This is a genomic window from Vibrio gallaecicus (assembly GCF_024347495.1).
Classification (GTDB): Bacteria; Pseudomonadota; Gammaproteobacteria; order Enterobacterales; family Vibrionaceae; genus Vibrio; species Vibrio gallaecicus.
This window is the reverse complement of the sequence record NZ_AP025490.1, coordinates 2,484,880-2,507,668: the sequence shown is the minus strand read 5'-3', so window position 1 is coordinate 2,507,668 and position 22,789 is coordinate 2,484,880. Positions and strand designations below refer to the sequence as shown.

General features: G+C 41.5%; 20 protein-coding genes and 1 pseudogene. 16 read left to right on the top strand and 5 right to left on the bottom strand.

Annotation, left to right across the window (positions count from 1 at the left end; translation table 11 throughout):
* The first annotated feature begins 17 nt into the window (after positions 1-17).
* The 12 genes from OCU78_RS10790 to OCU78_RS10735 all read left to right on the top strand — a co-directional run bounded on the left by OCU78_RS10790 (position 18) and on the right by OCU78_RS10735 (position 12,704).
* Positions 18-518, top strand: a complete 501-nt coding sequence (locus OCU78_RS10790) for an OmpH family outer membrane protein (RefSeq protein WP_137373622.1) — start codon at positions 18-20, stop codon at positions 516-518.
* 3 nt (positions 519-521) lie between these two features.
* Positions 522-1,553 (top strand): UDP-3-O-(3-hydroxymyristoyl)glucosamine N-acyltransferase, encoded by a 1,032-nt coding sequence (gene lpxD / locus OCU78_RS10785; protein WP_137373565.1) that lies wholly within the window; start codon positions 522-524, stop codon positions 1,551-1,553.
* A 91-nt stretch (positions 1,554-1,644) separates the two neighbouring features.
* Positions 1,645-2,097: a 3-hydroxyacyl-ACP dehydratase FabZ gene (gene fabZ, locus OCU78_RS10780; protein WP_137373566.1), complete on the top strand. Its 453-nt coding sequence runs from the start codon at positions 1,645-1,647 to the stop codon at positions 2,095-2,097.
* A 1-nt stretch (position 2,098) separates the two neighbouring features.
* Entirely contained in the window at positions 2,099-2,887 is a 789-nt protein-coding gene (lpxA, locus tag OCU78_RS10775) for an acyl-ACP--UDP-N-acetylglucosamine O-acyltransferase (protein WP_137373567.1), read from the top strand.
* Positions 2,888-2,970: 83 nt separating this feature from the next.
* Positions 2,971-4,155, top strand: a complete 1,185-nt coding sequence (gene lpxB / locus OCU78_RS10770; protein WP_137373568.1) for a lipid-A-disaccharide synthase — start codon at positions 2,971-2,973, stop codon at positions 4,153-4,155.
* 1 nt (position 4,156) lies between these two features.
* Entirely contained in the window at positions 4,157-4,777 is a 621-nt protein-coding gene (rnhB, locus tag OCU78_RS10765; protein ID WP_137373569.1) for a ribonuclease HII, read from the top strand.
* An 81-nt stretch (positions 4,778-4,858) separates the two neighbouring features.
* Complete coding sequence (gene dnaE, locus OCU78_RS10760; protein ID WP_137373570.1) at positions 4,859-8,338, top strand: DNA polymerase III subunit alpha; 3,480 nt, start codon at positions 4,859-4,861, stop codon at positions 8,336-8,338.
* 45 nt (positions 8,339-8,383) lie between these two features.
* Entirely contained in the window at positions 8,384-9,343 is a 960-nt protein-coding gene (gene accA / locus OCU78_RS10755) for an acetyl-CoA carboxylase carboxyl transferase subunit alpha (RefSeq protein ID WP_137373571.1), read from the top strand.
* Between the two features lie 165 nt (positions 9,344-9,508).
* Positions 9,509-10,855 carry a tRNA lysidine(34) synthetase TilS gene (tilS, locus tag OCU78_RS10750; protein WP_137373572.1) on the top strand — a complete coding sequence of 449 codons (1,347 nt, stop codon included), beginning with the start codon at positions 9,509-9,511 and terminating at the stop codon, positions 10,853-10,855.
* Positions 10,856-10,914: 59 nt separating this feature from the next.
* Complete coding sequence (locus OCU78_RS10745; RefSeq protein ID WP_137373573.1) at positions 10,915-11,229, top strand: c-type cytochrome; 315 nt, start codon at positions 10,915-10,917, stop codon at positions 11,227-11,229.
* A 163-nt stretch (positions 11,230-11,392) separates the two neighbouring features.
* On the top strand, positions 11,393-11,731 hold the full coding sequence (gene glnB / locus OCU78_RS10740; RefSeq protein ID WP_167494036.1) for a nitrogen regulatory protein P-II: 339 nt from the start codon (positions 11,393-11,395) through the stop codon (positions 11,729-11,731).
* A 58-nt stretch (positions 11,732-11,789) separates the two neighbouring features.
* Positions 11,790-12,704 (top strand): endonuclease/exonuclease/phosphatase family protein, encoded by a 915-nt coding sequence (locus OCU78_RS10735; RefSeq protein ID WP_137373575.1) that lies wholly within the window; start codon positions 11,790-11,792, stop codon positions 12,702-12,704.
* 55 nt (positions 12,705-12,759) lie between these two features.
* On the opposite strand, the gene OCU78_RS10730 is transcribed toward OCU78_RS10735, so the two are convergent.
* From OCU78_RS10730 to gloB, 3 genes and pseudogenes are all read right to left on the bottom strand, one after another.
* Entirely contained in the window at positions 12,760-13,437 is a 678-nt protein-coding gene (locus tag OCU78_RS10730) for a YIP1 family protein (protein ID WP_137373576.1), read from the bottom strand.
* Positions 13,434-14,834, bottom strand: a pseudogene (locus tag OCU78_RS10725) (LysM peptidoglycan-binding domain-containing protein); the annotation flags it as partial. The pseudogene OCU78_RS10725 and the gene OCU78_RS10730, both read right to left, overlap by 4 nt.
* Before the next feature lie 244 nt (positions 14,835-15,078).
* A complete protein-coding gene (gene gloB / locus OCU78_RS10720) occupies positions 15,079-15,837 on the bottom strand; it encodes a hydroxyacylglutathione hydrolase (protein ID WP_137373578.1) in 759 nt (252 codons plus the stop codon).
* A gap of 53 nt (positions 15,838-15,890) precedes the next feature.
* On the opposite strand from gloB, the gene OCU78_RS10715 reads away from it, so the two are divergent.
* Positions 15,891-16,682, top strand: a complete 792-nt coding sequence (locus OCU78_RS10715) for a class I SAM-dependent methyltransferase (RefSeq protein ID WP_137373579.1) — start codon at positions 15,891-15,893, stop codon at positions 16,680-16,682.
* Between the two features lie 35 nt (positions 16,683-16,717).
* Here the strand turns inward: OCU78_RS10715 and rnhA are convergent, their stop codons facing one another.
* The gene (gene rnhA, locus OCU78_RS10710; RefSeq protein ID WP_137373580.1) at positions 16,718-17,182 is read right to left on the bottom strand and encodes a ribonuclease HI; all 465 of its coding nucleotides are present in this window, start codon (positions 17,180-17,182) and stop codon (positions 16,718-16,720) included.
* Between the two features lie 56 nt (positions 17,183-17,238).
* Between rnhA and dnaQ the strand changes: the two genes are divergently transcribed.
* Positions 17,239-17,991, top strand: coding sequence for a DNA polymerase III subunit epsilon (gene dnaQ / locus OCU78_RS10705; RefSeq protein ID WP_137373581.1), 753 nt, complete (start codon positions 17,239-17,241; stop codon positions 17,989-17,991).
* Positions 17,992-17,999: 8 nt separating this feature from the next.
* Positions 18,000-19,250 (top strand): TIGR03503 family protein, encoded by a 1,251-nt coding sequence (locus tag OCU78_RS10700; RefSeq protein WP_137373582.1) that lies wholly within the window; start codon positions 18,000-18,002, stop codon positions 19,248-19,250.
* 128 nt (positions 19,251-19,378) lie between these two features.
* Here OCU78_RS10700 and fadE read toward each other — a convergent pair whose 3' ends face one another.
* Positions 19,379-21,823, bottom strand: coding sequence for an acyl-CoA dehydrogenase FadE (gene fadE / locus OCU78_RS10695; protein ID WP_137373583.1), 2,445 nt, complete (start codon positions 21,821-21,823; stop codon positions 19,379-19,381).
* A gap of 346 nt (positions 21,824-22,169) precedes the next feature.
* Here fadE and lpcA point away from each other — a divergent pair, with 346 nt between their 5' ends.
* On the top strand, positions 22,170-22,745 hold the full coding sequence (lpcA, locus tag OCU78_RS10690) for a D-sedoheptulose 7-phosphate isomerase (protein WP_137373584.1): 576 nt from the start codon (positions 22,170-22,172) through the stop codon (positions 22,743-22,745).
* Positions 22,746-22,789: the final 44 nt, after the last annotated feature.

Below are 22,789 nucleotides of genomic sequence, written 5' to 3'. Positions count from 1 at the left end.
ACAATATTTTGAATAAAATGATTAAAGCAGCAGGCCTAGGTCTTGTAGTACTGAGTTCATCTTTCTTTGCAACAGCTGCAGAAGCTGCACAAAAAGTTGGATATGTTAACACTGCTCAAGTATTTCAAGCTTTGCCTCAGCGTGAAGTTGTTCTTCAGAAAATGCAGGAAGAATTTAAAGATAAAGCGGCAGAGCTTCAAAGTATCCAAGTAGAAGCTAAAACTAAAATTGAGAAGCTGAAGCGTGATGGCGAGCTACTAGGGCCTGATGAAGTAGAAAAACTTCGTATCGAAATTGGTCAACTAGACAGCAAGTATAAAATTAAAGCTCAGGCTTTAGAGAAAGCGAGTCAACGTCGCGAAGCTCAAGAAAAGCAAAAACTGTTTAAAGTGATTCAAGATGCTGTGCAAAAAGTGGCCGAGAAAGAAGGCTACGATCTTGTTGTGGATATTCAAGCAATGCAGTACGGCAAACCTGAATACAATATCTCTGAAAAAGTAATTAAAGCACTGAAATAATTTATGAAAAATCTGACTTTAGCCGAAATAGCAACAATCACTGGTGGTGAACTTCACGGTGATGGTGATGCGATCATCTCAGCAATCGCTCCAATGGATAAAGCAAAAGAAGGGGATATTACATTCCTTTCTAATGCTAAATACAGTAAGCATTTAGCAAGTTGTAATGCATCAGCCGTAATGGTTAAGTCTAGTGAATTAGAGCTATGTTCTAGTAACGCAATTGTTGTCGATGACCCGTATATTGCTTTTGCAAAGGTGTCACAGGTTATGGACACCACACCGGCTCCCGCTTGTGAAATCGCAGACTCTGCCGTTATTGCAAGCACTGCGACTATTGGTACTAATGTTTCAATTGGCGCTAATGCTGTGATTGAAACTGGTGCTGTACTTGGCGATAACTCTGTTATTGGAGCCGGGTGTTTCATTGGTAAGAATGCAAAAATTGGGGCTGGAACTAAGCTTTGGGCAAACGTCAGTATCTACCATGATGTGGTTTTGGGTGAAGCTTGTTTAGTTCAATCAAGCACTGTTATTGGATCTGATGGTTTTGGCTATGCGAATGAAAAAGGCGAGTGGATTAAGATTCCACAAATTGGCTCTGTTCAAGTAGGCAATCGAGTTGAGATTGGTGCGTGTACTACTATAGACCGTGGTGCTCTGGATGATACGATTATCGAAGATAACGTTATTCTTGATAACCAACTTCAAATCGCCCATAACGTGCACATCGGATATGGTTCAGCGATTGCGGGTGGTACTATTATTGCTGGCAGTACAAGCCTAGGTAAATACTGCATCGTTGGTGGTGGTTGTGTGATTAATGGACACATTGAAATCACTGACGGAGTAACCATTACTGGAATGGGGATGGTGATGCGTAATATTACTGAAAAAGGTATGTACTCGTCTGGCATTCCATTGCAATCCAATAAAGACTGGCGCAAGACAGCGGTTCACGTCCATCGTATTGATGAAATGAACAAGCGTTTAAAAACTGTCGAAAAGCAAATCGAAAAGAATGTGGAATCATAATTCCATTTTCTAATAAAAGGCTCGCGAAAGGCGGGCCTTTTTCGTTTATAATCCTCATAATTGAATAAAGAATCCAAATAGGAATACGACTTTGACTACTGAACAGAAAACGATGAATATTACTGAAATTCAGGAGCTACTTCCTCATCGCTACCCATTCTTAATGATTGATCGTGTGACTAACTTCGATGAAGCTAAAACGCTAACAGCTATTAAGAATGTCTCTGTGAATGAGCCTCAATTCACTGGCCACTTTCCACAATTACCAGTATTCCCAGGTGTTCTAATTTTGGAAGCTATGGCTCAAGCGACTGGCTTATTGGCATTTAAATCGTTTGGTGCGCCATCTGAAAATGAACTGTACTATTTTGCGAGTGTCGATAAAGCTAAATTCCGTAAGCCTGTTGTTCCTGGTGACCAGCTAGTGATTGAAGTTGAATTTTTGAAAGAACGACGTGGTATTGCTTCATTTACTGGTGTTGCCAAAGTTGACGGCGACGTGGTGTGTTCAGCTGAACTTAAGTGTGCTCGTAGAGAGTTTTAATATGATTCATGAAACCGCAAAAATTCATCCAGCAGCCGTAATTGAAGGTGATGTGACTATTGGTGCTAATGTGTCTGTAGGTCCATTTACTTATATTGCGGGTAATGTAACGATTGGTGATGACACTGAAGTGATGTCACATGTTGTAATCAAAGGTCACACTACGATTGGTAAAGAGAACCGAATTTTCCCTAATGCGGTTATCGGCGAAGAAAACCAAGATAAAAAATACGGTGGCGAAGAAACAACGGTAGTGATCGGCGATCGTAACGTGATTCGTGAAGCCGTTCAGATCCACCGTGGTACGACTCAAGACAAAGCAACCACAGTGATTGGTGACGACAACTTACTTTGTGTAAATGCTCACGTAGCGCACGATGTAATCGTTGGTAACCACACTCACATTGGTAACAACGCTATCCTTGGTGGTCACGTTACAGTTGGTGATTACGCTGGTGTGATGGCTCTTTCTGCGATTCACCCGTTCTGTTCAATTGGCGCTTATGCGTACATTGGCGGTTGTTCTGCGGTTGTTCAAGATGTACTACCGTACGTGCTTGCGCAGGGTAACCATGCAGCGCCATTTGGTCTTAACCTAGTGGGCTTGAAGCGTAACGGTTTTGAGAAACCAGAAATCCGAGCACTACAGAAAGCGTACAAAGAGTTATACCGTTCAGGTAAAACTTTAGAGGAAGCTAAGGTCACTCTTACTGAGATGGCAGAAGAATTTCCTTCAATTACCCCTATGTTGGATATGCTTGAAAGTTCAGAACGCGGTATTATTCGATAGCGATTTGAATTGGAGTAAAGAAAAGATCGCCTACTATTGAGCGATCTTTTTTGTTTTAAGCTTGGATGAATTTAGGAAGAACAATGACACAGCAGCAGTCTCAAACATTATCTGCAGACATTAATGTAGACTCTAGACCAATAAGAGTTGGTATCGTCGTGGGTGAACTTTCTGGGGATACCCTAGGTGAAGGTTTCATCAAAGCGATCAAATCTAAATACCCTAACGCAGAGTTTGTTGGTATCGGTGGTCCTAAAATGAATGCGTTAGGCTGCGACTCTCTTTTTGATATGGAAGAGTTAGCTGTTATGGGGTTAGTTGAGGTATTAGGTCGACTGCCTAGGCTGCTGAAAGTTAAGGCCGAACTGGTTAAGTATTTTACTCAAAACCCACCAGACGTTTTTGTTGGTATCGATGCTCCTGATTTTAATCTGAGACTAGAATTAGATTTGAAAAATGCGGGTATAAAGACGGTTCATTATGTGAGCCCTTCAGTGTGGGCTTGGCGTCCGAAGCGAATTTTCAAAATTGATAAAGCAACGGATCTGGTTCTTGCATTTTTACCCTTTGAAAAGGCTTTCTACGACAAATATAACGTTGCATGTGAGTTTATTGGTCATACATTAGCTGATGCGATTCCATTACAGTCGGACAAACACCAAGCTCGTGAATACTTACAGTTAGAAACTGACAAGCAGTGGGTAGCCGTTTTACCAGGCAGCCGTGGTGGTGAAGTAGCATTAATTGCTAAGCCATTTATTGAAACTTGCCAACGCATTCAGCAAAAATATCCCGAGATAGGTTTTGTAGTTGCAGCCGTTAATGAAAAGCGTAAACAGCAGTTTATAGATATTTGGCGAGCAACAGCCCCTGAATTAGATTTTGTGATCGTTGAAGATACGGCGCGTAATGTCATCACAGCAGCAGATGCGGTATTGCTTGCATCAGGAACTGTTGCATTAGAATGTATGTTGATCAAACGCCCTATGGTTGTGGGTTATCAAGTTAATAAACTCACTGGGTGGATAGCTCAGAAGTTGTCGATTACAGAGTTTGTGTCTCTTCCAAATGTTCTAGCCGGTGAAGAGTTAGTTAAAGAGTTCATTCAAGAAGAGTGTCACCCAGACTTCTTATACCCAGCAATGGATAAAGTGCTTTCTAATGATAATTCTGAATTGATAGCGAAGTTTACTGAAATGCATCAATGGATCAAAAAAGATGCCGACCAACAAGCTGCGAACGCAGTTCTAAAATTAATAGAGAAATAAAATGGCAGCGAAAGATAAAAAAGAACTTCCACCTTTTGAATATCCATCAGGTTATCAGCTGATTGCTGGTATTGATGAAGTTGGAAGAGGTCCTCTGGTCGGGGATGTTGTGACTGCTGCTGTTATTCTTGATCCAAACAACCCAATTGAAGGGTTGAATGACTCCAAAAAGCTCTCTGAGAAGAAGCGACTGGCCCTTTTCCCAGAGATCAAAGAAAAGGCGTTAGCTTGGTCTGTTGGACGATGTTCTCCACAAGAAATTGACGAATGGAACATTTTGCAAGCAACCATGATCGCAATGCAAAGAGCGATAGCAGGGTTAGCTACTCAGCCTGATCTTGCTTTAATTGATGGTAATAGGGTACCTGATTTACCAATGGATGGTATTGCCGTTGTAAAAGGCGATTTAAGAGTCGCGGAAATCAGTGCCGCTTCAATTATTGCGAAAGTAGTTCGTGACCAAGAGATGGAAGAATTAGATAAGCTGCACCCGGAGTTTGGCTTTGCTAAGCATAAAGGTTATCCGACTAAAGCGCATTTTGAAGCAATTGAGAAACATGGCGTAACCGAGCATTACCGTAAAAGTTTTAAACCGGTTAAGCGTATTTTAGGTTTAGATTAACCTTGTTTAGCCAGTACGTAAAAAAATAGAATACACCCAGTTAGAACCCTAGGCGAGAACGTCTAGAACTCAGGAATAATAATGTCAGATCCGAAATTTGTTCACCTGCGCGTACACAGTGATTTTTCAATGGTGGATGGTCTCTCTAAAGTGCCACCCCTTGTTAAAAAAGTCGCTGAAATGGGCATGCCAGCATTAGCTCTTACCGACTTCACTAACCTTTGTGGTTTGGTGAAGTTTTACGGTACTGCCCATGGGTGTGGGGTTAAGCCAATCATTGGTGCAGATTTCTTAATGCAATCCGCTGAATTTGGTGAGGAGCTTACTAAGCTCACAGTATTAGCTACCGACAATAAAGGTTATAACAACCTCACATTATTGATTTCTAAAGCCTATTTGAGAGGTCATGTTCAGCATCAACCTGTCATAGATAAAGAATGGTTGGTTGAGAATGCAGAAGGGCTGATCATTTTATCTGGTGCTAAAGAAGGTGAAATTGGTAAAGCTCTTTTAAAAGGTAACCAAGAATTGGCTGAAAGCTGTGTTGAGTTTTATCAAACACATTTTGCCGATCGCTTCTACCTTGAATTAATTCGAACTGGACGCCCAGACGAAGAGTCTTATCTGCATTTTGCCCTAGAGTTGGCAGAGCAAACTGAACTTCCTGTGGTTGCTACCAATGAAGTTGTTTTTCTAACAGAAGACCTATTTGACGCACATGAAATTCGTGTTGCGATTCATGACGGCTATACCATTGTTGATCCTCGCCGACCTAAGAACTACAGCCCGCAGCAATACCTTCGAACTGAAGAAGAGATGTGCGAACTGTTTTCTGATATTCCTGAAGCTTTAGAAAATAGTGTTGAGATTGCTAAGCGCTGTAATGTGACAGTTAGGTTAGGTGAATACTTTCTACCAAACTTTCCTACCGAAGGTTTGGCAATTGAAGACTTCTTAATCAAAAAATCAGAAGAAGGTTTAGAACGACGTTTGGCGTTCTTATTTCCAGATGAAAAAGTCCGTGAAGAACGCAGACCTGAATACGACGACCGCCTAAAAATAGAACTTGAAGTTGTCAATAACATGGGGTTCCCAGGGTACTTTTTGATCGTAATGGAATTCATCCAATGGTCAAAAGACAATGATGTACCTGTAGGACCTGGACGAGGTTCTGGTGCTGGTTCTTTGGTTGCTTATGCTCTTGATATCACAGACCTTGATCCACTTGAATATGATCTCCTCTTCGAACGTTTCTTGAACCCAGAACGTGTATCTATGCCAGATTTCGATATCGATTTCTGCATGGATAAGCGTGATCAAGTTATTGATCACGTAGCTGAAATGTATGGTCGAGATGCGGTATCCCAGATCATCACGTTCGGTACTATGGCTGCAAAAGCGGTAATCCGAGATGTGGGTCGTGTGCTTGGTCATCCATTTGGTTTCGTTGACCGAATTTCAAAACTGGTTCCGCCTGATCCTGGCATGACTCTAGAAAAAGCATTTCTAGCAGAACCCGCATTGCCTGAGCTTTATGATGGTGATGAAGAAGTTCGTGAACTGATCGATAAGTGCCGGATTCTAGAAGGTTGTACGCGAAACGCAGGCAAACATGCTGGTGGTGTTGTAATTTCACCCACCACGATCACTGATTTTGCCCCAATTTATGCCGACGCGGAAGGCAACTTCCCGGTTACTCAATTTGATAAGAATGATGTAGAAACGGCGGGCTTAGTTAAGTTCGATTTCTTAGGTTTACGTACACTTACCATCATCGATTGGGCTTTAGGTTTGGTTAACCCTCGCTTGGCTAAAGAAGGGAAAGACCCTATACGAATAGACTCGATTCCTCTAGATGATCAAGCGTCATTTAACCTTTTGCAAAACTCTGAAACTACGGCTGTATTCCAATTGGAATCTCGTGGTATGAAAGATCTGATCAAGCGCCTTCAACCAGACTGTTTTGAAGATATTATCGCATTGGTAGCTTTATTCCGTCCTGGTCCACTGCAATCAGGCATGGTAGATAACTTTATCGACCGTAAACATGGTAGAGAAGCGGTTTCTTATCCTGATGAAACGTGGCAGCACGAATCACTAAAAGAAACATTGGATCCGACATACGGAATCATTCTATACCAAGAACAGGTAATGCAAATTGCACAGATCTTAGCGGGTTATACGCTAGGTGGCGCAGATATGCTACGTCGTGCGATGGGTAAGAAAAAGCCTGAAGAAATGGCAAAGCAGCGTGGCACTTTCAAAGATGGTGCAATAGCAAACGGTGTAGATGGCGAACTGTCGATGAAGATCTTCGACTTAGTAGAAAAATTCGCAGGTTACGGCTTTAATAAATCTCACTCAGCGGCTTACGCACTGGTTTCGTATCAAACATTATGGTTAAAAACGCATTACCCTGCTGAATTCATGGCTGCAGTAATGACTGCTGATATGGATAACACAGAGAAAGTAATCGGCTTAGTTGATGAATGTATCAGAATGAAGCTCAAGCTGCTTCCACCAGATATTAACTCAGGACTTTATCGATTCAATGTTGATGAAGAAGGAGCGATTGTTTACGGTATCGGAGCTATCAAAGGTGTAGGTGAAGGTCCGATTGAAGCGATCATTGAAGCTAGAGAAAAAGGCGGGTATTTTAAAGACCTATTTGATTTCTGTGCTCGCATTGACTTGAAAAAAGTTAACAAGCGTGTGATAGAAAAGCTGATTTATTCGGGCGCGCTTGATAGATTAGGTCCTCACCGAGCTGCAATGATGGCATCACTTAAAGATGCGGTGAAAGCGGCGAGCCAGCATCATCATGCTGAATCTTTCGGTCAATCGGATATGTTTGGTGTGTTAACTGATGCGCCAGAAGAAGTGGAACATAAATATACGCAAGTTCTCAAATGGCCTGAAAAAGTATGGCTAGAAGGGGAACGCGAGACACTGGGCTTATACTTAACCGGTCACCCAGTTAATGCGTATATTAAAGAGTTAGCTAAATATACGAGCTGTCGCTTAAATGATGCAACTCCAACAAGACGAGATCAATCACTGACCATCGCAGGTTTAGTTATTGCCGCGCGAGTCATGACGACAAAGCGTGGAACTCGTATCGGATTGATGACTTTAGATGACCGATCAGGCCGAATGGAAGTCATGTTATTCTCTGATGCCTTAGATAGGTACGCAGAATTACTAGAAAAAGACAAAATTGTGGTCGTTTCTGGACAGGTCAGCTTTGATGACTTCAACGGTGGCCTTAAAATGTCCGCGCGCGAGGTGATGGACTTAGGAAGCGCCCGCGAAAAATATGCTCGAGGATTATCAATATCAATTGAAGAATCCCAAATAACGGGTCAATTTTTTGAACGCTTTGGTCAAATCTTAGAACCGTATAGAGCCGGAACAGTCCCAGTCAATGTATACTACCAGCGTGCCGACGCTAGAGCGCGGTTAACTTTGGGCACAGAATGGCGTGTAACGCCAAGTGATACATTGCTTGATGAATTAAAACAGCTGCTTGGAAATAACCAAGTAGAACTCGAATTTAACTAAATTTAGCTCCACTTACTTGAGAGCTGAATCAACAAGGATTCATAGATGAGCCTGAACTTTCTAGAATTTGAAAAGCCTATCGCTGAACTTGAAGCAAAAATTGAAGCGCTACGTGACGTTTCTCGTCATGGTGGTGACACAGCGGTAGATCTAGACAAAGAAATCGCACAACTAGAGAAAAAAAGCTTAGAGCTTAAACAAAAAGTATTTAGTGACTTAGGTGCTTGGCAAGTCGCTCAATTGGCTCGTCACCCACAGCGTCCATATACTTTAGATTATTTAGAGCACGCTTTTACTGAATTTGAAGAGCTTGCGGGTGACCGTGCTTTTGCTGACGACAAAGCGATTGTCGGTGGTATGGCTCGTCTGAATGGTCGTCCTGTGATGGTTATTGGTCATCAGAAAGGTCGCGAGACAAAAGAAAAAGTAAAACGTAATTTCGGTATGCCGAAACCTGAAGGTTACCGCAAAGCTTTGCGCTTAATGGAAACAGCAGAACGTTTTAATATGCCAATCATTACGTTTATTGACACAGCTGGTGCATATCCTGGTGTTGATGCTGAAGAGCGTGGGCAATCAGAAGCGATCGCTAAAAACTTAAAAGTAATGGCTGGTCTAAAAGTCCCAGTTATTTGTAATGTTGTTGGTGAAGGTGGTTCTGGTGGCGCACTTGCAATTGGTGTAGGTGACTACGTCAATATGCTTCAATACTCAACTTACTCGGTAATTTCTCCAGAAGGTTGTGCTTCAATCTTATGGCGTGATTCTGATAAAGCGCCACAAGCGGCGGAAGCTATGGGTTTGATCGCTCCGCGTTTAAAAGAGTTAGAGTTGATTGACGAAATTATTCCTGAGCCATTAGGCGGTGCACACCGTGACCCTATTCAAATGGCTGAGAATATGAAAGCGACGCTAGTTAAGCAACTAGAAGAGCTAGAGCAATTTGATAATGATGATTTGTTAGAGCGTCGTTACCAGCGCTTAATGAGTTACGGTTACTGCTGATCATCAAGTACTATTGATCGTCAAGTCGCATTGTTCATCGAGTAGTATTGGTGATCAAGAAATAATATAAATCAGCGATAGAATGAAAGGGTTGGACTCAGTGCCAGCCCTTTTTTATTATTAAAACTATTCTTTATTTAATTTTAGTCACTTCTAGGGCGTTTCATGTCGAGTTTGTTTGAGACATTTACATTAGCAATGCAATCTATCACTCACCAACCAAAGCGTATTGTGATTGCGTTTAGTGGTGGCGTCGATTCAAGAGTGTTGCTTGAGTTGAGCTCGAGATATCAAAAAACGTTCCCGTCAATTGCAGTGATTGCTGTACATGTACATCACGGTCTGAGTGCTCATGCCGATGAATGGGCGGAGCAATGCTCAACTTGGTGTGATCAATTAGGAATTTCGTTTTTTATAGAGAAAGTGACATTAGATGAGAATTCAGGGGAAAGTTTAGAAAAACTAGCAAGAGATGCAAGATACAAAGTACTTAGCCAATATCTTGATGATGGTGATTTTCTTCTTACAGGGCAGCACAGTGATGATCAGGTCGAAACGTTTCTATTAGCGCTAAAGCGAGGAAGTGGACCTAAAGGGCTTTCTTCAATGGCGCAAATAATGCCGTTTAGAAACGCCTTTATAGTAAGACCTCTTTTGGCAGCTTCACGTACAGATATAGAAGCATTCGCTCATCAGCAAGGTTTAAGCTGGGTAGAGGATGAAAGTAACACTGATTTACGATTTGACAGAAACTTTATACGCCATGAAATTGCTCCTCGCTTCCAACAAAGGTGGTCCAGCTTTAGTGCTTCAGTTCAACGCAGTGCACAGTTATGTGCTGAACAAGAGCAATTACTTGATGAGCTTTTAGCCCCACAATTTTCTCAGGCTTATCATCTGGATCAGAGCTTAGATATTACGTTTCTTGAAAATCAAACGACGTTATTACGTGCACGCTTAATTCGAATGTGGCTGGCAAAATTAGGTTTTACCATGCCAAGTAGAACGCAGCTACAGTTGATTTGGGATGAAGTGGCAGAAGCAAAGCATGATGCTAACCCCAAATTTATATTGAATAGTGTAGAAATTCGACGCTATTCAGGGCGATTATATGCAGTAAAAAATGCTAAGGACATCACAAATTGGTCTCAATCAATTTCGCTGAATGAACTAATCTCATTGCCTGACCGTATCGGTTCAATATGCTTACAAACTGACGAAAATAAGTTTGGAAAGCATAAAATGGATAGCGTTGGAATGTTGTCGCTTGATGTTATAAAAGATGCGGAATGTTTGCGGGTAATATTTAACCCTGAAGGTTTAGTAGCACACCCTGTTGGGCGTAATCATAGTCGTAAGATGAAGAAACTATTCCAAGAATATAATGTGCCGAGTTGGTTAAGAAGACGAACGCCGATTGTTATGGATGGTGAAAATGTCGTTGCTGTTCTTGGAGTGTTTGTTGACCAAAAATATCAAGGTCAAGATTGTGAGGTTCTTTGGAGTAAGTGACTTTTATTTATGTCACAATTACTCTTAATCTTATATAAAAATAAATAATGGAATGAGCAATGAAAAAAATTACTCTTGGATTGGTTTTGGGTTTTGGCTTATTAAGTGGTAACGCTCTCGCAGCTGGTGATGTTGCAGCTGGACAAGCAAAGGCTGCTATTTGTGCAGCATGTCACGGAGCTGACGGTATTGCTGTTATCCCAGGCTACCCTAATCTTAAAGGTCAGAATGAGCAATACCTAGTTTCTTCAATGAATGCCTACAAAACAAAGCAGCGTAATGGTGGTTTAGCCGTAGTTATGCAAGCTCAGGCTTCTATGCTTAATGATGCAGATATTGCAAATTTAGCGGCGTATTACTCAAGTTTGAAGTAACTTAGCTTTACGTTGTCCTAAAAGGCAGCCGTAATGGTTATATAAGCTGTTATGATTTATGAATTATTTTGGAAGCCAGAGCCTTTATGCTCTGGCTTTTTTGATTGAATGTTTAGTATAGCTATCCGATAATAGTCATATTCGTAGAGTTTAAGGGATGAACATGAAAAAAATTGAAGCCATCATCAAGCCATTTAAGCTGGATGACGTACGTGAAGCGTTAGCTGAAGTAGGCATTACAGGCATGACAGTATCAGAAGTTAAAGGCTTTGGACGTCAAAAAGGACATACAGAATTATATCGTGGCGCCGAGTACATGGTTGATTTTTTGCCGAAAGTAAAACTAGAAATTGTTGTGACAGATGATGTTGCAGATCAATGCGTGGATACCATCATTGAAACAGCTCAAACTGGAAAAATTGGAGATGGCAAAATCTTCATTACTGAAGTTGAGCGTGTAGTTCGTATTCGTACTGGCGAAGAAGACGAAGACGCTGTTTAAAATGAATTATTGAAAGGAGCGTTTATCGCTCCTTTTTCTTTCCTAAGTAGATCGACCTATGCTCAAAAAATTAACGTGTTTAGCTGCTCTTATTATTCTTGTTAGTTTTATTTCTTTCAAAGCTGTTTTTACCGTCCCTTCTCAAGTACAGCTAAATATCATCACTAACTCAAACTCAAACTCAAACTCAAACTCAAACTCAAACTCAAATCGAACCGCTTCTTCTTTATTAAATGAAATCGGCGTGGCAGAGCACAGCTGTTTTACTCAATCATCCCCTCAGTCTCTTGATGTATCTAATGGCTTATCGATCTTAGTATGGAATATCTATAAGCAAAATAAAGTGAATTGGCAGGAGGCTTTAGAGGAGCTCTCTAAAGATCGCCAGCTGATCTTATTACAAGAAGCGAGCATGACCGATGAGCTGAGAAGTTACATTAGTAGCTCCGAGTGGAGAGTAAACCAAGTGAATGCATTTGAAGCTTTTAATACACAAGCGGGAGTGCTTAACCTTGCATCAGTCTTGCCAATTAAAGCGTGTGCTTATACGCATGAAGAGCCGTGGTTACAGTTACCTAAATCAGCTTTGTGGACATTATATCAACTGAGTGACGGGCAAAAATTGGCTGTTGTTAATATCCATTCTGTTAATTTTACGTTTGGTACAGAAGACTATTTTGAACAGTTAGATGTTCTGACTAATCAGTTACTAGTTCATAAGGGACCAATTATTTTTGCTGGGGATTTTAATAGTTGGAGTGAAGCTAGGTTTACCGTATTAAAAGGAGCTTTAAAGAAGGTAGGCTTACAGGAAGTGACGTTTGAGCCTGATAATAGGACTCAATTTGTTACCGGTCTGCCACTTGATCATGTTTTTTATCGTGGGCTCGAAGTGAAAAAAACAAAAGCGCCCATTTCGGACGCTTCTGACCATAATCCATTACAGGTGACCTTTTCAGCGAAGGTTAACTAATCAAATCGAGGAGGGCGAACAGTTTATGACCTTACATGACCAGGTTATCGTTTGATTAAGAAACTAGAATATAAATAGCCCAGATCAAGTAGTAACCAACCCAAGGTAAAGCTGAGATAACAAGTGCTTGACCGCGTTCAAACTCAGTCCATGTCAATACTGCTGAATACCCTAGAACAATATACCAAGGTAGTAGCAATGGTAGTGAACTTGCAAATTGAGACCAGTCATTGGTCAATGGAAGCTTAATCAAACCATTTAAACTATTAAGATCAGCAGCATAATACATCACGTTACCGTGTTTCAGTATTAAACTGGCGTAGCTTGCAATATCACCCAATACAGCAGGGAACATTACCGCTGAAGATACTGCAAACCACTTCCAGTAACCGTGCTGGTGGACACTTGGCTTTGCCGCGAGGTTAAACCAAAAAGCAAGCATCAGAACGGCAAGGGTACGACCAAATACATCACTGATAATTTCACTGGCAAGTAGGGTATTACTGTCTAATAGTTCCAGTTGCTCTGGATTAAGTTGTTGGGATAACTCAGCACTTAGCCAAGTAAAATCGACATTTGAAAAATACGCACCCCAAAACAAAAATGGACTCAATATTAATACAATGTAGGGTTGCCATCCCCAAGCTCCACGTTGATGAAGCGCTAAAAAACAAGATGTTGGTGAACGGAATATATCCAACAACATCACGAGCGGGTTACTTGAAGGGTTCATACACTTACCTTAGTTACATCAACATACAGCTTCAGTTTTTGCCCAGGCTGCAGATATTTTTTATTTTTCAAACTGTTCCATTTAACAACATCAGCACTTTTTACTTTGAATTTTGAAGCAATTCCGCTGATAGTATCTCCTGAACGTACATTGTAAAAAACGGTGCGGATTATTGCGCCGTCAGAGCCGTTTTTCCAAATAACCAGTTCTTGACCGACACGTAATGTATCTCGAGGTCCCATTCCATTCCATTTCGCTAGAGACTGATGTGAAACTTTATTCTTTCTGGCAATCGTCCATAAATTATCTCCAGGCTCAACAGTATGAGTCAGTTTATATTGCCCACGAGATTTTGATTGTGTGGCTGTTAAGCGGTTTGATGCACTTAACGCATATACATTATCGTTACTGGTTGATGTTGGAATCATAAGGTACTGACCAATTCGTATATTGTTATTGGTCATATTATTGGCAGAACGAATCACTTTGCTGGTGGTGCTGTATTTGTTTGCTAATACGCTAAGGCTATCCCCAGATTGCACTTTATAACGAACAAGCTTCATGCCTTTGCCGCGATTCTCTTCAACTTGTTGGTTGAATCGCTCAATAGATTCGATAGGAAGCAATAGTTGATGAGGACCATCAGGTGCTGTCGCCCATTGGTTATACGCTGGGTTTAGCCCTTGTAGCTCTTTCACGGTTATATCAGCGTACTTAGCTGCAATCGCGAGATCGAGTTGTTCATTCGGATTCACTAATTGAAGAACAGGCTCGTTCGCAATGGCAGGGATCTCTAAGCCATATTTTTCTTGGTTGGCTACGATATCAGCAAGAGCAAGGAGTTTAGGGACATAACTACTGGTTTCTTTGGGTAATTCTAGAGAGAAGAAATCAGTTGGCTTTCCTTGTTTTTTATTTCTTTTGATTGCATTTGATACACGACCACCACCACTGTTGTATGCAGCTATTGCATGGTTCCAGTTGCCTTCAAAACGTTTGTTTAGATAAGTCAGGTAATCTAGCGCGGCATCCGTTGATGCATCAACATCACGGCGTCCGTCGTACCAAAAATCTTGCTTTAGACCAAACCATTCAGCGGTCCCTGGAATAAACTGCCATAGACCAGCAGCACTGCCATGAGAGTATGCAAAGGCATCAAAAGAGCTTTCTACAACAGGCAGTAAAGCCAGCTCTAATGGAAGGTCACGCTGCTCAATTTTCTCTGTTATTAAGTAAAGAAAAGGCTCGGCTCTTTTTGACACTGTGCGAAGATGGTTGGGATGTTTTAGATACCAAGTACGGTAGTAGTCGACTTTTTTATGATCTGGAACCGTGAGCTCCAATTGCATCGCGATACGTTGCCATACATCCTGTTGATCTTGTGGAGTGACAATCGGTGCTTGTATTTGAGTTTTTGATTCAATAACAGGTTCAGCCGTTGTTTCAGATGAGACGACGTGATCAGGCGTAGGTTGATTCGTTGGTTCGGGATCTTGTTGTTGATTGTCTGACTGAGTTAATTGGCAACCAGAAAGCAGAAGCGCCAATGCCCAGCTGTACTTAACTCGCATGATACAGCCTTTTAAATAAACGGCTGCTGATAATACTTGCCACCCCCTAGGAGTGACAAGTATCAAATCGTTAAAATTCGTTCTTCCACTCACGTAATGCAGTAAAAACAGAGATTGGATCGGTTTCTTGAGTTCTATTTGAGACTGATTTTATAACGCTTGGTTGCGTATAACGTAAGAATGGATTGATCCACTTTTCTTGTCGGAGTGTTGTAGGAATAGTGGACTGATTCTGGGCTCGTAAACGGTTCACCTTGTCTCGATATTGGTGAAGTAGATCATTATCAGGTTCAACAGCCAACGCAAAAGCTACATTACTAGCCGTATACTCATGAGCACAATAGACTTCAGTTTCCTGAGGTAAGGCTGCGATCTTATTGAGGGAGTCAAACATTTGCTTTGGTGTTCCTTCAAAAATACGACCGCATCCAGCAGAGAATAAGACATCACCACAAAAGAGTTTGGCGTCTCCTACAAAGCCAATATGTCCTGCAGTATGTCCACTTAAACCTAGTACAAGAAAAACTTCATCAAATAGTTTAATTTGGTCGCCATCTTCCACTGGGTGAGTCAATGTTGGAATTGGTTCATTTCTTGGTCCCACGACATCAATGCCTGGGTATTGTCTAACTAACTCTGGAACACCGCCAATGTGATCGTTGTGGTGGTGCGTAACGAGAATTGCATCTAAAGTAAGCTCATGTTTTTGCAAATACTCTAATACTGGAGCGGCATCACCTGGGTCAACGACAGCACAACGGCGATCGCTATTTTCAATCAGCCAGATGTAATTGTCATTAAATGCAGGTATGCTTTTGATATGTAACATTATTGGTTCTCCAGTCACTTTTAGTGAGACAGAATAAGTGAGACAGATTATTGATGAAGCCCGCGCGTAGCCAAAAGAAATTTGAACGCCCTTATACTTGGTCCCAGTTACATAATGGTGAATGGGTAAGGGAATCAATTCAAATGAGACTTGATGAATGGTGCCCAAAACTTTTTGGTTACCATATGCTCAAACTCGGCGGACTTAGTAGTGAGCTTGCTAGCTGTACTTGTAACATTCAACATCAAGTAAACTTAGATATCCAGAACCCATTACATAATGTGATTGCGGATGTTTATAATTTACCCTTTGTCGAAAAAAGTTTTGATGTTGTAGTTCTCAGCCATCAACTGGATTATAGCAACGACCCCCATAGATTACTTCGAGAAGTTGATCGCGTGATGATGGATGATGGCTATCTGATTATCTCAGGCTTTAATCCGTTTAGCTTAACGGGTTTAGCGAGCTTAATGCCATGGCGGAAAAACAGCTTACCTTGGAGTGGAAGGATGTACACGCCAAGTCGAATGAAAGATTGGCTAGGGGTACTTAACTATCAAGTTATCCAATGTGATAGCTATGCTTTATTTCCGATGAAGAAATATCAAACGGTGTGGACTTGGTTAGAGAATAGTCTTGGTGACTGGGCATCATCTGCCGGAAGCCAATATTTCATTGTCGCGAGAAAGCGCACTTATCCTATCAAACCAATTAAACCACACTGGCACTTAAAACGACGATTTTCCCCCGTAGGAGCAAGCTTGACTACGAGGTGTACAGCGCATGCTGGGTCTTTATCACCTAAAAAAACTCAGCACCCTACAAAGCATAAAAAAGCCGACTAACGGCTTTCATTCAAGACTCTATGCTGGATAACTGGTTAATTGGGTTGATAGCCAATATCTTCTTCAGATGGGTTTTCTGCAGCGGTTCTTGCTAATTCATCACACATTTCATTTTCGCGATGACCCGCGTGGCCTTTTACCCAGCGCCAATCTACGCTATGGCGTGCTGTTTCTTGATCAAGTTGCTTCCATAAATCGGCATTTTTTACTGGTTTTTTGTCTGCGGTTTTCCAGTCTCTCTTTTTCCAGTTATGTATCCATTGAGTGATCCCTTGGCGAACATACTGGCTATCGGTAGTTAAAATAACAGAGCAAGGTTCTTTCAAGGCTTTTAGCCCGACAACAGCAGCAAGCATTTCCATGCGATTATTTGTGGTGAGGGTATAGCCTTTTGCTAAGGTCTTTTCGACTTTTTTATAGCGAAGTACAACACCATAGCCACCGGGGCCTGGGTTACCTAAACAAGACCCATCAGTGAAAATTTCGACTTGTTTCGTCATGATTTGATACTATTACTTTAAGCACATTATTGGCATAGTCTGACACAGTTATCCTTATGAATACCAGCAGCAATTCTGAACGACAAACCGACGCTAAAAACAAGCGCATCATCGTACTCGATACCGAAACAACCGGTATGAACACCGAGAGTGGTCCACACTATCTTGGTCACCGAATCATTGAAATTGGTGCCGTTGAGATCATTAATCGCAAATTAACGGGGCGTCACTTTCACGTTTATTTGAAGCCAGATCGAATGATTCAAGATGAGGCGGTTGGAGTTCACGGTATTACAGATGAATTTCTGATTGATAAACCCTTGTACCGAGATGTTCATAAAGAGTTTCTTGAGTTTATTAATGGTGCCGAGCTTGTTGCTCATAATGCGCCCTTTGATACAGGGTTTATGGATTATGAGTTTGAAAAGCTAGATCCAACCATAGGCAAAACGAGTGACTTCTGTGAAGTGACCGATACCTTAGCGATGGCAAAAAAGATATTTCCAGGTAAGCGAAACAACCTAGATATCTTATGTGAAAGATACGGAATTGATAATTCTCACCGTACTTTGCACGGCGCTTTGCTCGATGCTGAGATTTTGGCCGACGTTTATTTATTAATGACGGGTGGTCAAACATCACTGCAATTTAATGCTGGTCAGCAAGATGGTGGGGCAGAAAGTATTCGCCGAGCACAGACTGGGCGAAAACTATTAAAGGTTTTAAGGGCTTCGGCCGATGAACTAGATGAACATCAAAATCGGTTAGATATCGTAGAGAAAAGCGGAAGCTGCCTCTGGCGTCAGTAGGAGAATATATGTTGAGGGTAATGGTTACCTGTTGTTTGTTATTGATGAGCCTTGGTGCAAAAGCTGCTACTGAATCAACAATGAGTTTGTTGGATAATCTTTTTCGAGTTGACCCTACTATTGAGCAGATTACCTTCGTAATTTATCGTGCGGAAAGTTCTCAACCCGTTGTACTTGTTCGCCCTGATGGTAAAAAGTATTACTCGTGGAGAAATGCCGACAATGTACGTTGGTATGAAGAATCGTCCATGGATATTATTTCGATTGATAACCCTATGCCTGGTCCTTGGCAGGCGGTTGGTAAAGTTTCCCCTAAGAATAATATTAAGCTCCTTTCGCACCTTGTGCTAAAAACGGGTAACTTCCCGAATAGGCTTTATCAAAGCGAGCACATTAAGTTTACTGCTCGCCTTTCTTCTGATGGTAAGCCTTTAGTCCTGCGGGATTTCTTAGATAGGGTGAAGCTTAAAGTCACTTTTACTAAGTTCGTTGAAAATGAAGACACATTAGTTAAAGAAGCTCGCCCAATTCCTATGGTTATGGGTGAGTTTGCCGATGACGGTGAAGGTTTGGATGAAATACCTGGTGACGGAGTGTTTACCGTTGCTCTGCCCGTTGATATCGAACCGGGAAAATACCGAGTGCGAATTACTTCAGGCAATGGAGTCTTTCTTAGAGCTCAGGAGCAAGAAGTTTTAGTTTACCCTTCGCCGATTTCGACTACTTTCATCCAATCCAGAAAAGAAGGAAAACCTCATAGTGTGGTGGTTTCTGGTGAGCAGGGGATGATTGAACCTGGCACATTAGCTGTCCATATTGAACATAAAGCGCCTGATGAATATGTTTACTATGAGCAAGGTCAGGCTGGCACTGATGAAATGAAAGTCCCGCTTACTATTAATTTTAATGGTGAATTAGGGATTTATTCATGGTTCGGTAAAGTGTTTGCTAATGATGCTTCAACTAAGCGTCCGTTGATGTTCCCAATTCAAGAGCATACTTATAGTGTGGTTGAAGAAATTGATCTAGCTGAATCTAGAAGATTACAAGAAGCGGCTTTAGCGGAACAGAAAAAGCTAGAAGAAGAGCAACGCATCTTAGAGCAAAGAGAAGCTGATAGACAAAAAAATATGATTATCATTGGCGTTGGAAACGTAGTTGCAATCCTTTTAGGGCTGTTGATTTGGTTTGTGATTAGAAAGATAAAGGCTAAGAAACAAGCAATGCCAGAGATGCAATTACAGGCTCCTAAGAAATAATCGTGAAGATAGAAGATAGAAGATAGAAGATAGAAGATAGAAGATAGAACAAACAGAAAGGGACTCATCAGAGTCCCTTTTTTATTGAGTGTACTAGATTGAATTTAAATGTACTTAGAAACAATAAACTAAGCGACGTTCTCAATCGTTGGGTACTGAGGTTTTGCTGCTAATTCCTCTGGGTTAAAGTCATCGACGTTAATTGTGTATAAACGATGTACTTCAGCTGTTTTTAATAGCTCGGCTTCTTGCGCGTTTAAGATGCCTTTTTCTAGCCCAATATCAGCGATCAGATCTAAGCGAAGGAAAGGTCTCTTTTTATGAGTTTCTTTACAAACGCGGTCGAACAGAGGTTCGGCTTTCAGAATGATTTCTAAAGCTTGTTCTATTTTCCCTACGGCATTGTGCTCTGTAGGTTCTAGGTATTGGCCTCGACCTATACGTGAACGAGTAGCACTTGGTGTTTGGATAATATGCGCCACTTGGCTATCCAGTTTGTCACTTGGCGCGCGGCGAACACGACCAAATGGCATTAGAATTACGCGTAACGCACGACCAAGGATTGGGTTAGGGAAGTTCATCAAGAATTCATCAATGGCAACTTCAGCTTGTTGTAGGCTATCTTGCATACCCCAGTGAACTAAAGCTAAATCTTCGCTATGTCTGCCGTCGCTTTCATAACGTTTTAAGGTTGCAGAGCTTAAATAAAGTTGGCTAAGAATGTCTCCAAGCCTCGCCGATAAACGTTCTCTTCGTTTTAATGAACCACCAAGCACTGCCATCGAAACATCTGAAAGGAATGCCAAGTTTGCACTGTAGCGGTTGAGCTGCTGGTAGTAACGTTTAGTTTCATCTTTAGCTGGAGAGTTAGACCCAATACCATCGGTTAAACCTAACCAGAAGCTGCGGACAAAGTTACTGAGTGTGAAACTTACATGCCCTGCAAGTGCAGAATCGAATTTTTCTACAGAGTTAGCATCATCGGAATAAGCGGCTTCCATTTCTTCTAAAACATAAGGATGGCAGCGAATCGCGCCTTGTCCGTAGATAATCATAGAACGAGTCAGAATATTCGCCCCTTCAACGGTGATTGCAATAGGCGCACCTTGGTAGCTACGAGCTAGGAAGTTAGATGGACCTAAGCAAATCCCTCTACCACCAACTATATCCATTGCATCAATAATGCTGCGCTGTCCACGATGGGTACAATGGTACTTTACAATGGCTGAGATAACAGAAGGTTTCTCGCCTAGATCAATTCCCGCTACGGTTAGAGTACTTGCAGCATCTAGAACATAAGCATTACCTGCAAGGCGAGCTAGTGGTTCTTCCACTCCTTCCATACGCCCGATAGGCTGTTTGAATTGACGACGAATACGAGCATAAGCTCCAGTTGCAAGAGCGGCTGTTTTTATGCCTCCAGTCGAGTTGGAAGGCAAAGTAATACCACGACCAACTGAAAGACATTCAACCAGCATTCTCCAACCTTGACCTGCCATTTTCGAACCGCCAATGATGAAGTCCATCGGCACAAATAAATCTTGAGCTTGAGTTGGACCATTTTGGAAAGGAACATTTAATGGGAAGTGGCGGTTACCAATTTCAACACCTTTTAAGTCAGTTGGAATCAGGGCACAAGTGATCCCTAGATCTTCCTTATCACCCAGTAAACCTTCAGGATCTCGTAGCTTAAAAGCAAGACCAAGCACGGTTGCCACTGGTGCTAGTGTTATATAGCGTTTATTCCAAGTCAGACGCATACCGAGTACTTGCTTACCTTCCCATTCACCTTTGCAGACTATGCCATAGTCAGGGATAGAACCTGCATCTGAACCTGCTTCAGGGCTGGTCAAAGCAAAACATGGAATCTCTTTCCCTTCTGCTAGGCGGGGCAGGTAGTAGTCTTTTTGATCTTCTGTGCCGTAGTGTTGTAATAACTCACCTGGACCTAGGGAGTTAGGAACACCAACAGTAGAAGATAGAACGCTTGAGACACCCGTTAGCTTTTGTAATACCAGAGACTGTGCATAAGCTGAAAATTCCAAGCCACCATATTTTTTCTTAATGATCATCGCGAAAAATTTATGGTCTTTGAGGTATTGCCATACTTCTGGCGGTAGATCTGCCAGTTCATGAGTTACGTGATAATCACTGACCATTTCGCAGACGTGATTAACGGGTCCATCTAAAAATTTTTGTTCTTCTTTAGATAGCGATGGCGCAGGGATTTGTTGAAGCTTCTCCCACTGTGGTTTGCCTTTAAAAAGTTCGGCTTCCCACCAAACCGTACCAGCATCTAGTGCCTCTTTCTCGGTTTGAGACATAGCAGGCAGCACTTTTTTAAACAGAACTAAGGCTTTTTGGCTAATTAGGGTTTGTCTAATACTTGGCACAGCGAAAATTGCAGTGAACAGTAAGTAAGTTAACCAACCCGTAGCACCTATGTTTCCATTAAAGGTTAGCCCTATCATTACCAGCGTAATGGCTAATAGAGCACGAGTTAAGCTAAGGCGATGATATAAGCACACACCAGCAGTTAAAGTGACGCAGAGTAGGGAGAGCAATATGTCCATTGTTGATTTCCTTTTCAGACATTATTCTTGTTTTTAGTTACTAAAATTTTTTATGTAAGCTAATAAAGAGGTCGAACCAGTTAAGTGTAATTGAATTGTTGAATATTTGTAAAATCCCTAACTGCATAAAAAGTGATCTAAGTAGAGTTAAAGTTCTAATTATGAGAGGTGGGCGGTGAAGAAGTGCTCAGTTTCGGCTTAGGAAGAGAATTAACGTGGCAATCTTTTAGCTTAAGTGTCGACACTATGAAATGTTTCTGGGTAAACTCAGATAATAGAAGGAATAACCTTCAGTTCTCACTTTACGAGCGATACGCTGCGTGAACTAATATAAGAGATAAGCCTTATGTACCAAGACCTAATCAAAAGTGAATTGAACGAAGCTGCTGACGTTCTAAATAAATTTTTAAGTGATGATCATAATATTGCTCAGATAGAAGCCGCAGCTAAAATGATCGCAGATTCTTTTAAGCAAGATGGCAAAGTTCTTTCTTGTGGTAATGGTGGTTCGCATTGTGATGCTATGCATTTTGCTGAAGAGCTAACAGGTCGATACCGTGAGAATCGTCCAGGTTATGCGGGTATCGCAATTTCAGATCCAAGCCACCTTTCTTGCGTGAGTAATGATTTTGGCTACGATCACGTATTTTCTCGTTATGTAGAAGCGGTTGGCCGTAAAGGCGATGTGTTGTTTGGTTTGTCGACTTCAGGTAACTCTAGCAACATTTTAAAAGCGATTGAGGCGGCGCAAGCAAAGGGTATGAAGACCATTGCTTTAACCGGTAAAGATGGCGGTAAAATGGCTGGTTGTGCAGATATTGAAATCCGTGTGCCACATTTTGGCTACGCAGACCGTATTCAAGAAGTACATATTAAAATTATCCATATTGTTATTCAGCTTGTTGAAAAAGAAATGGAATAATCGCTATATCTAAAGTTAGTTAAACAGAATTTATAGTGAATTAA

Coding starts and splice junctions, on each gene's coding strand:
- OCU78_RS10735 (WP_137373575.1), top strand. CDS start 11,790: ATGCTCAAAAAATTAACGTGTTTAGCTGCTCTTATTATTCTTGTTAGT.
- lpxA (WP_137373567.1), top strand. CDS start 2,099: ATGATTCATGAAACCGCAAAAATTCATCCAGCAGCCGTAATTGAAGGT.
- lpxB (WP_137373568.1), top strand. CDS start 2,971: ATGACACAGCAGCAGTCTCAAACATTATCTGCAGACATTAATGTAGAC.
- glnB (WP_167494036.1), top strand. CDS start 11,393: ATGAAAAAAATTGAAGCCATCATCAAGCCATTTAAGCTGGATGACGTA.
- OCU78_RS10730 (WP_137373576.1), bottom strand. CDS start 13,437: ATGAACCCTTCAAGTAACCCGCTCGTGATGTTGTTGGATATATTCCGT.
- accA (WP_137373571.1), top strand. CDS start 8,384: ATGAGCCTGAACTTTCTAGAATTTGAAAAGCCTATCGCTGAACTTGAA.
- lpxD (WP_137373565.1), top strand. CDS start 522: ATGAAAAATCTGACTTTAGCCGAAATAGCAACAATCACTGGTGGTGAA.
- lpcA (WP_137373584.1), top strand. CDS start 22,170: ATGTACCAAGACCTAATCAAAAGTGAATTGAACGAAGCTGCTGACGTT.
- rnhA (WP_137373580.1), bottom strand. CDS start 17,182: ATGACGAAACAAGTCGAAATTTTCACTGATGGGTCTTGTTTAGGTAAC.
- rnhB (WP_137373569.1), top strand. CDS start 4,157: ATGGCAGCGAAAGATAAAAAAGAACTTCCACCTTTTGAATATCCATCA.
- dnaE (WP_137373570.1), top strand. CDS start 4,859: ATGTCAGATCCGAAATTTGTTCACCTGCGCGTACACAGTGATTTTTCA.
- gloB (WP_137373578.1), bottom strand. CDS start 15,837: ATGTTACATATCAAAAGCATACCTGCATTTAATGACAATTACATCTGG.
- dnaQ (WP_137373581.1), top strand. CDS start 17,239: ATGAATACCAGCAGCAATTCTGAACGACAAACCGACGCTAAAAACAAG.
- tilS (WP_137373572.1), top strand. CDS start 9,509: ATGTCGAGTTTGTTTGAGACATTTACATTAGCAATGCAATCTATCACT.
- OCU78_RS10745 (WP_137373573.1), top strand. CDS start 10,915: ATGAAAAAAATTACTCTTGGATTGGTTTTGGGTTTTGGCTTATTAAGT.
- OCU78_RS10700 (WP_137373582.1), top strand. CDS start 18,000: ATGTTGAGGGTAATGGTTACCTGTTGTTTGTTATTGATGAGCCTTGGT.
- fadE (WP_137373583.1), bottom strand. CDS start 21,823: ATGGACATATTGCTCTCCCTACTCTGCGTCACTTTAACTGCTGGTGTG.
- OCU78_RS10715 (WP_137373579.1), top strand. CDS start 15,891: ATGAAGCCCGCGCGTAGCCAAAAGAAATTTGAACGCCCTTATACTTGG.
- OCU78_RS10790 (WP_137373622.1), top strand. CDS start 18: ATGATTAAAGCAGCAGGCCTAGGTCTTGTAGTACTGAGTTCATCTTTC.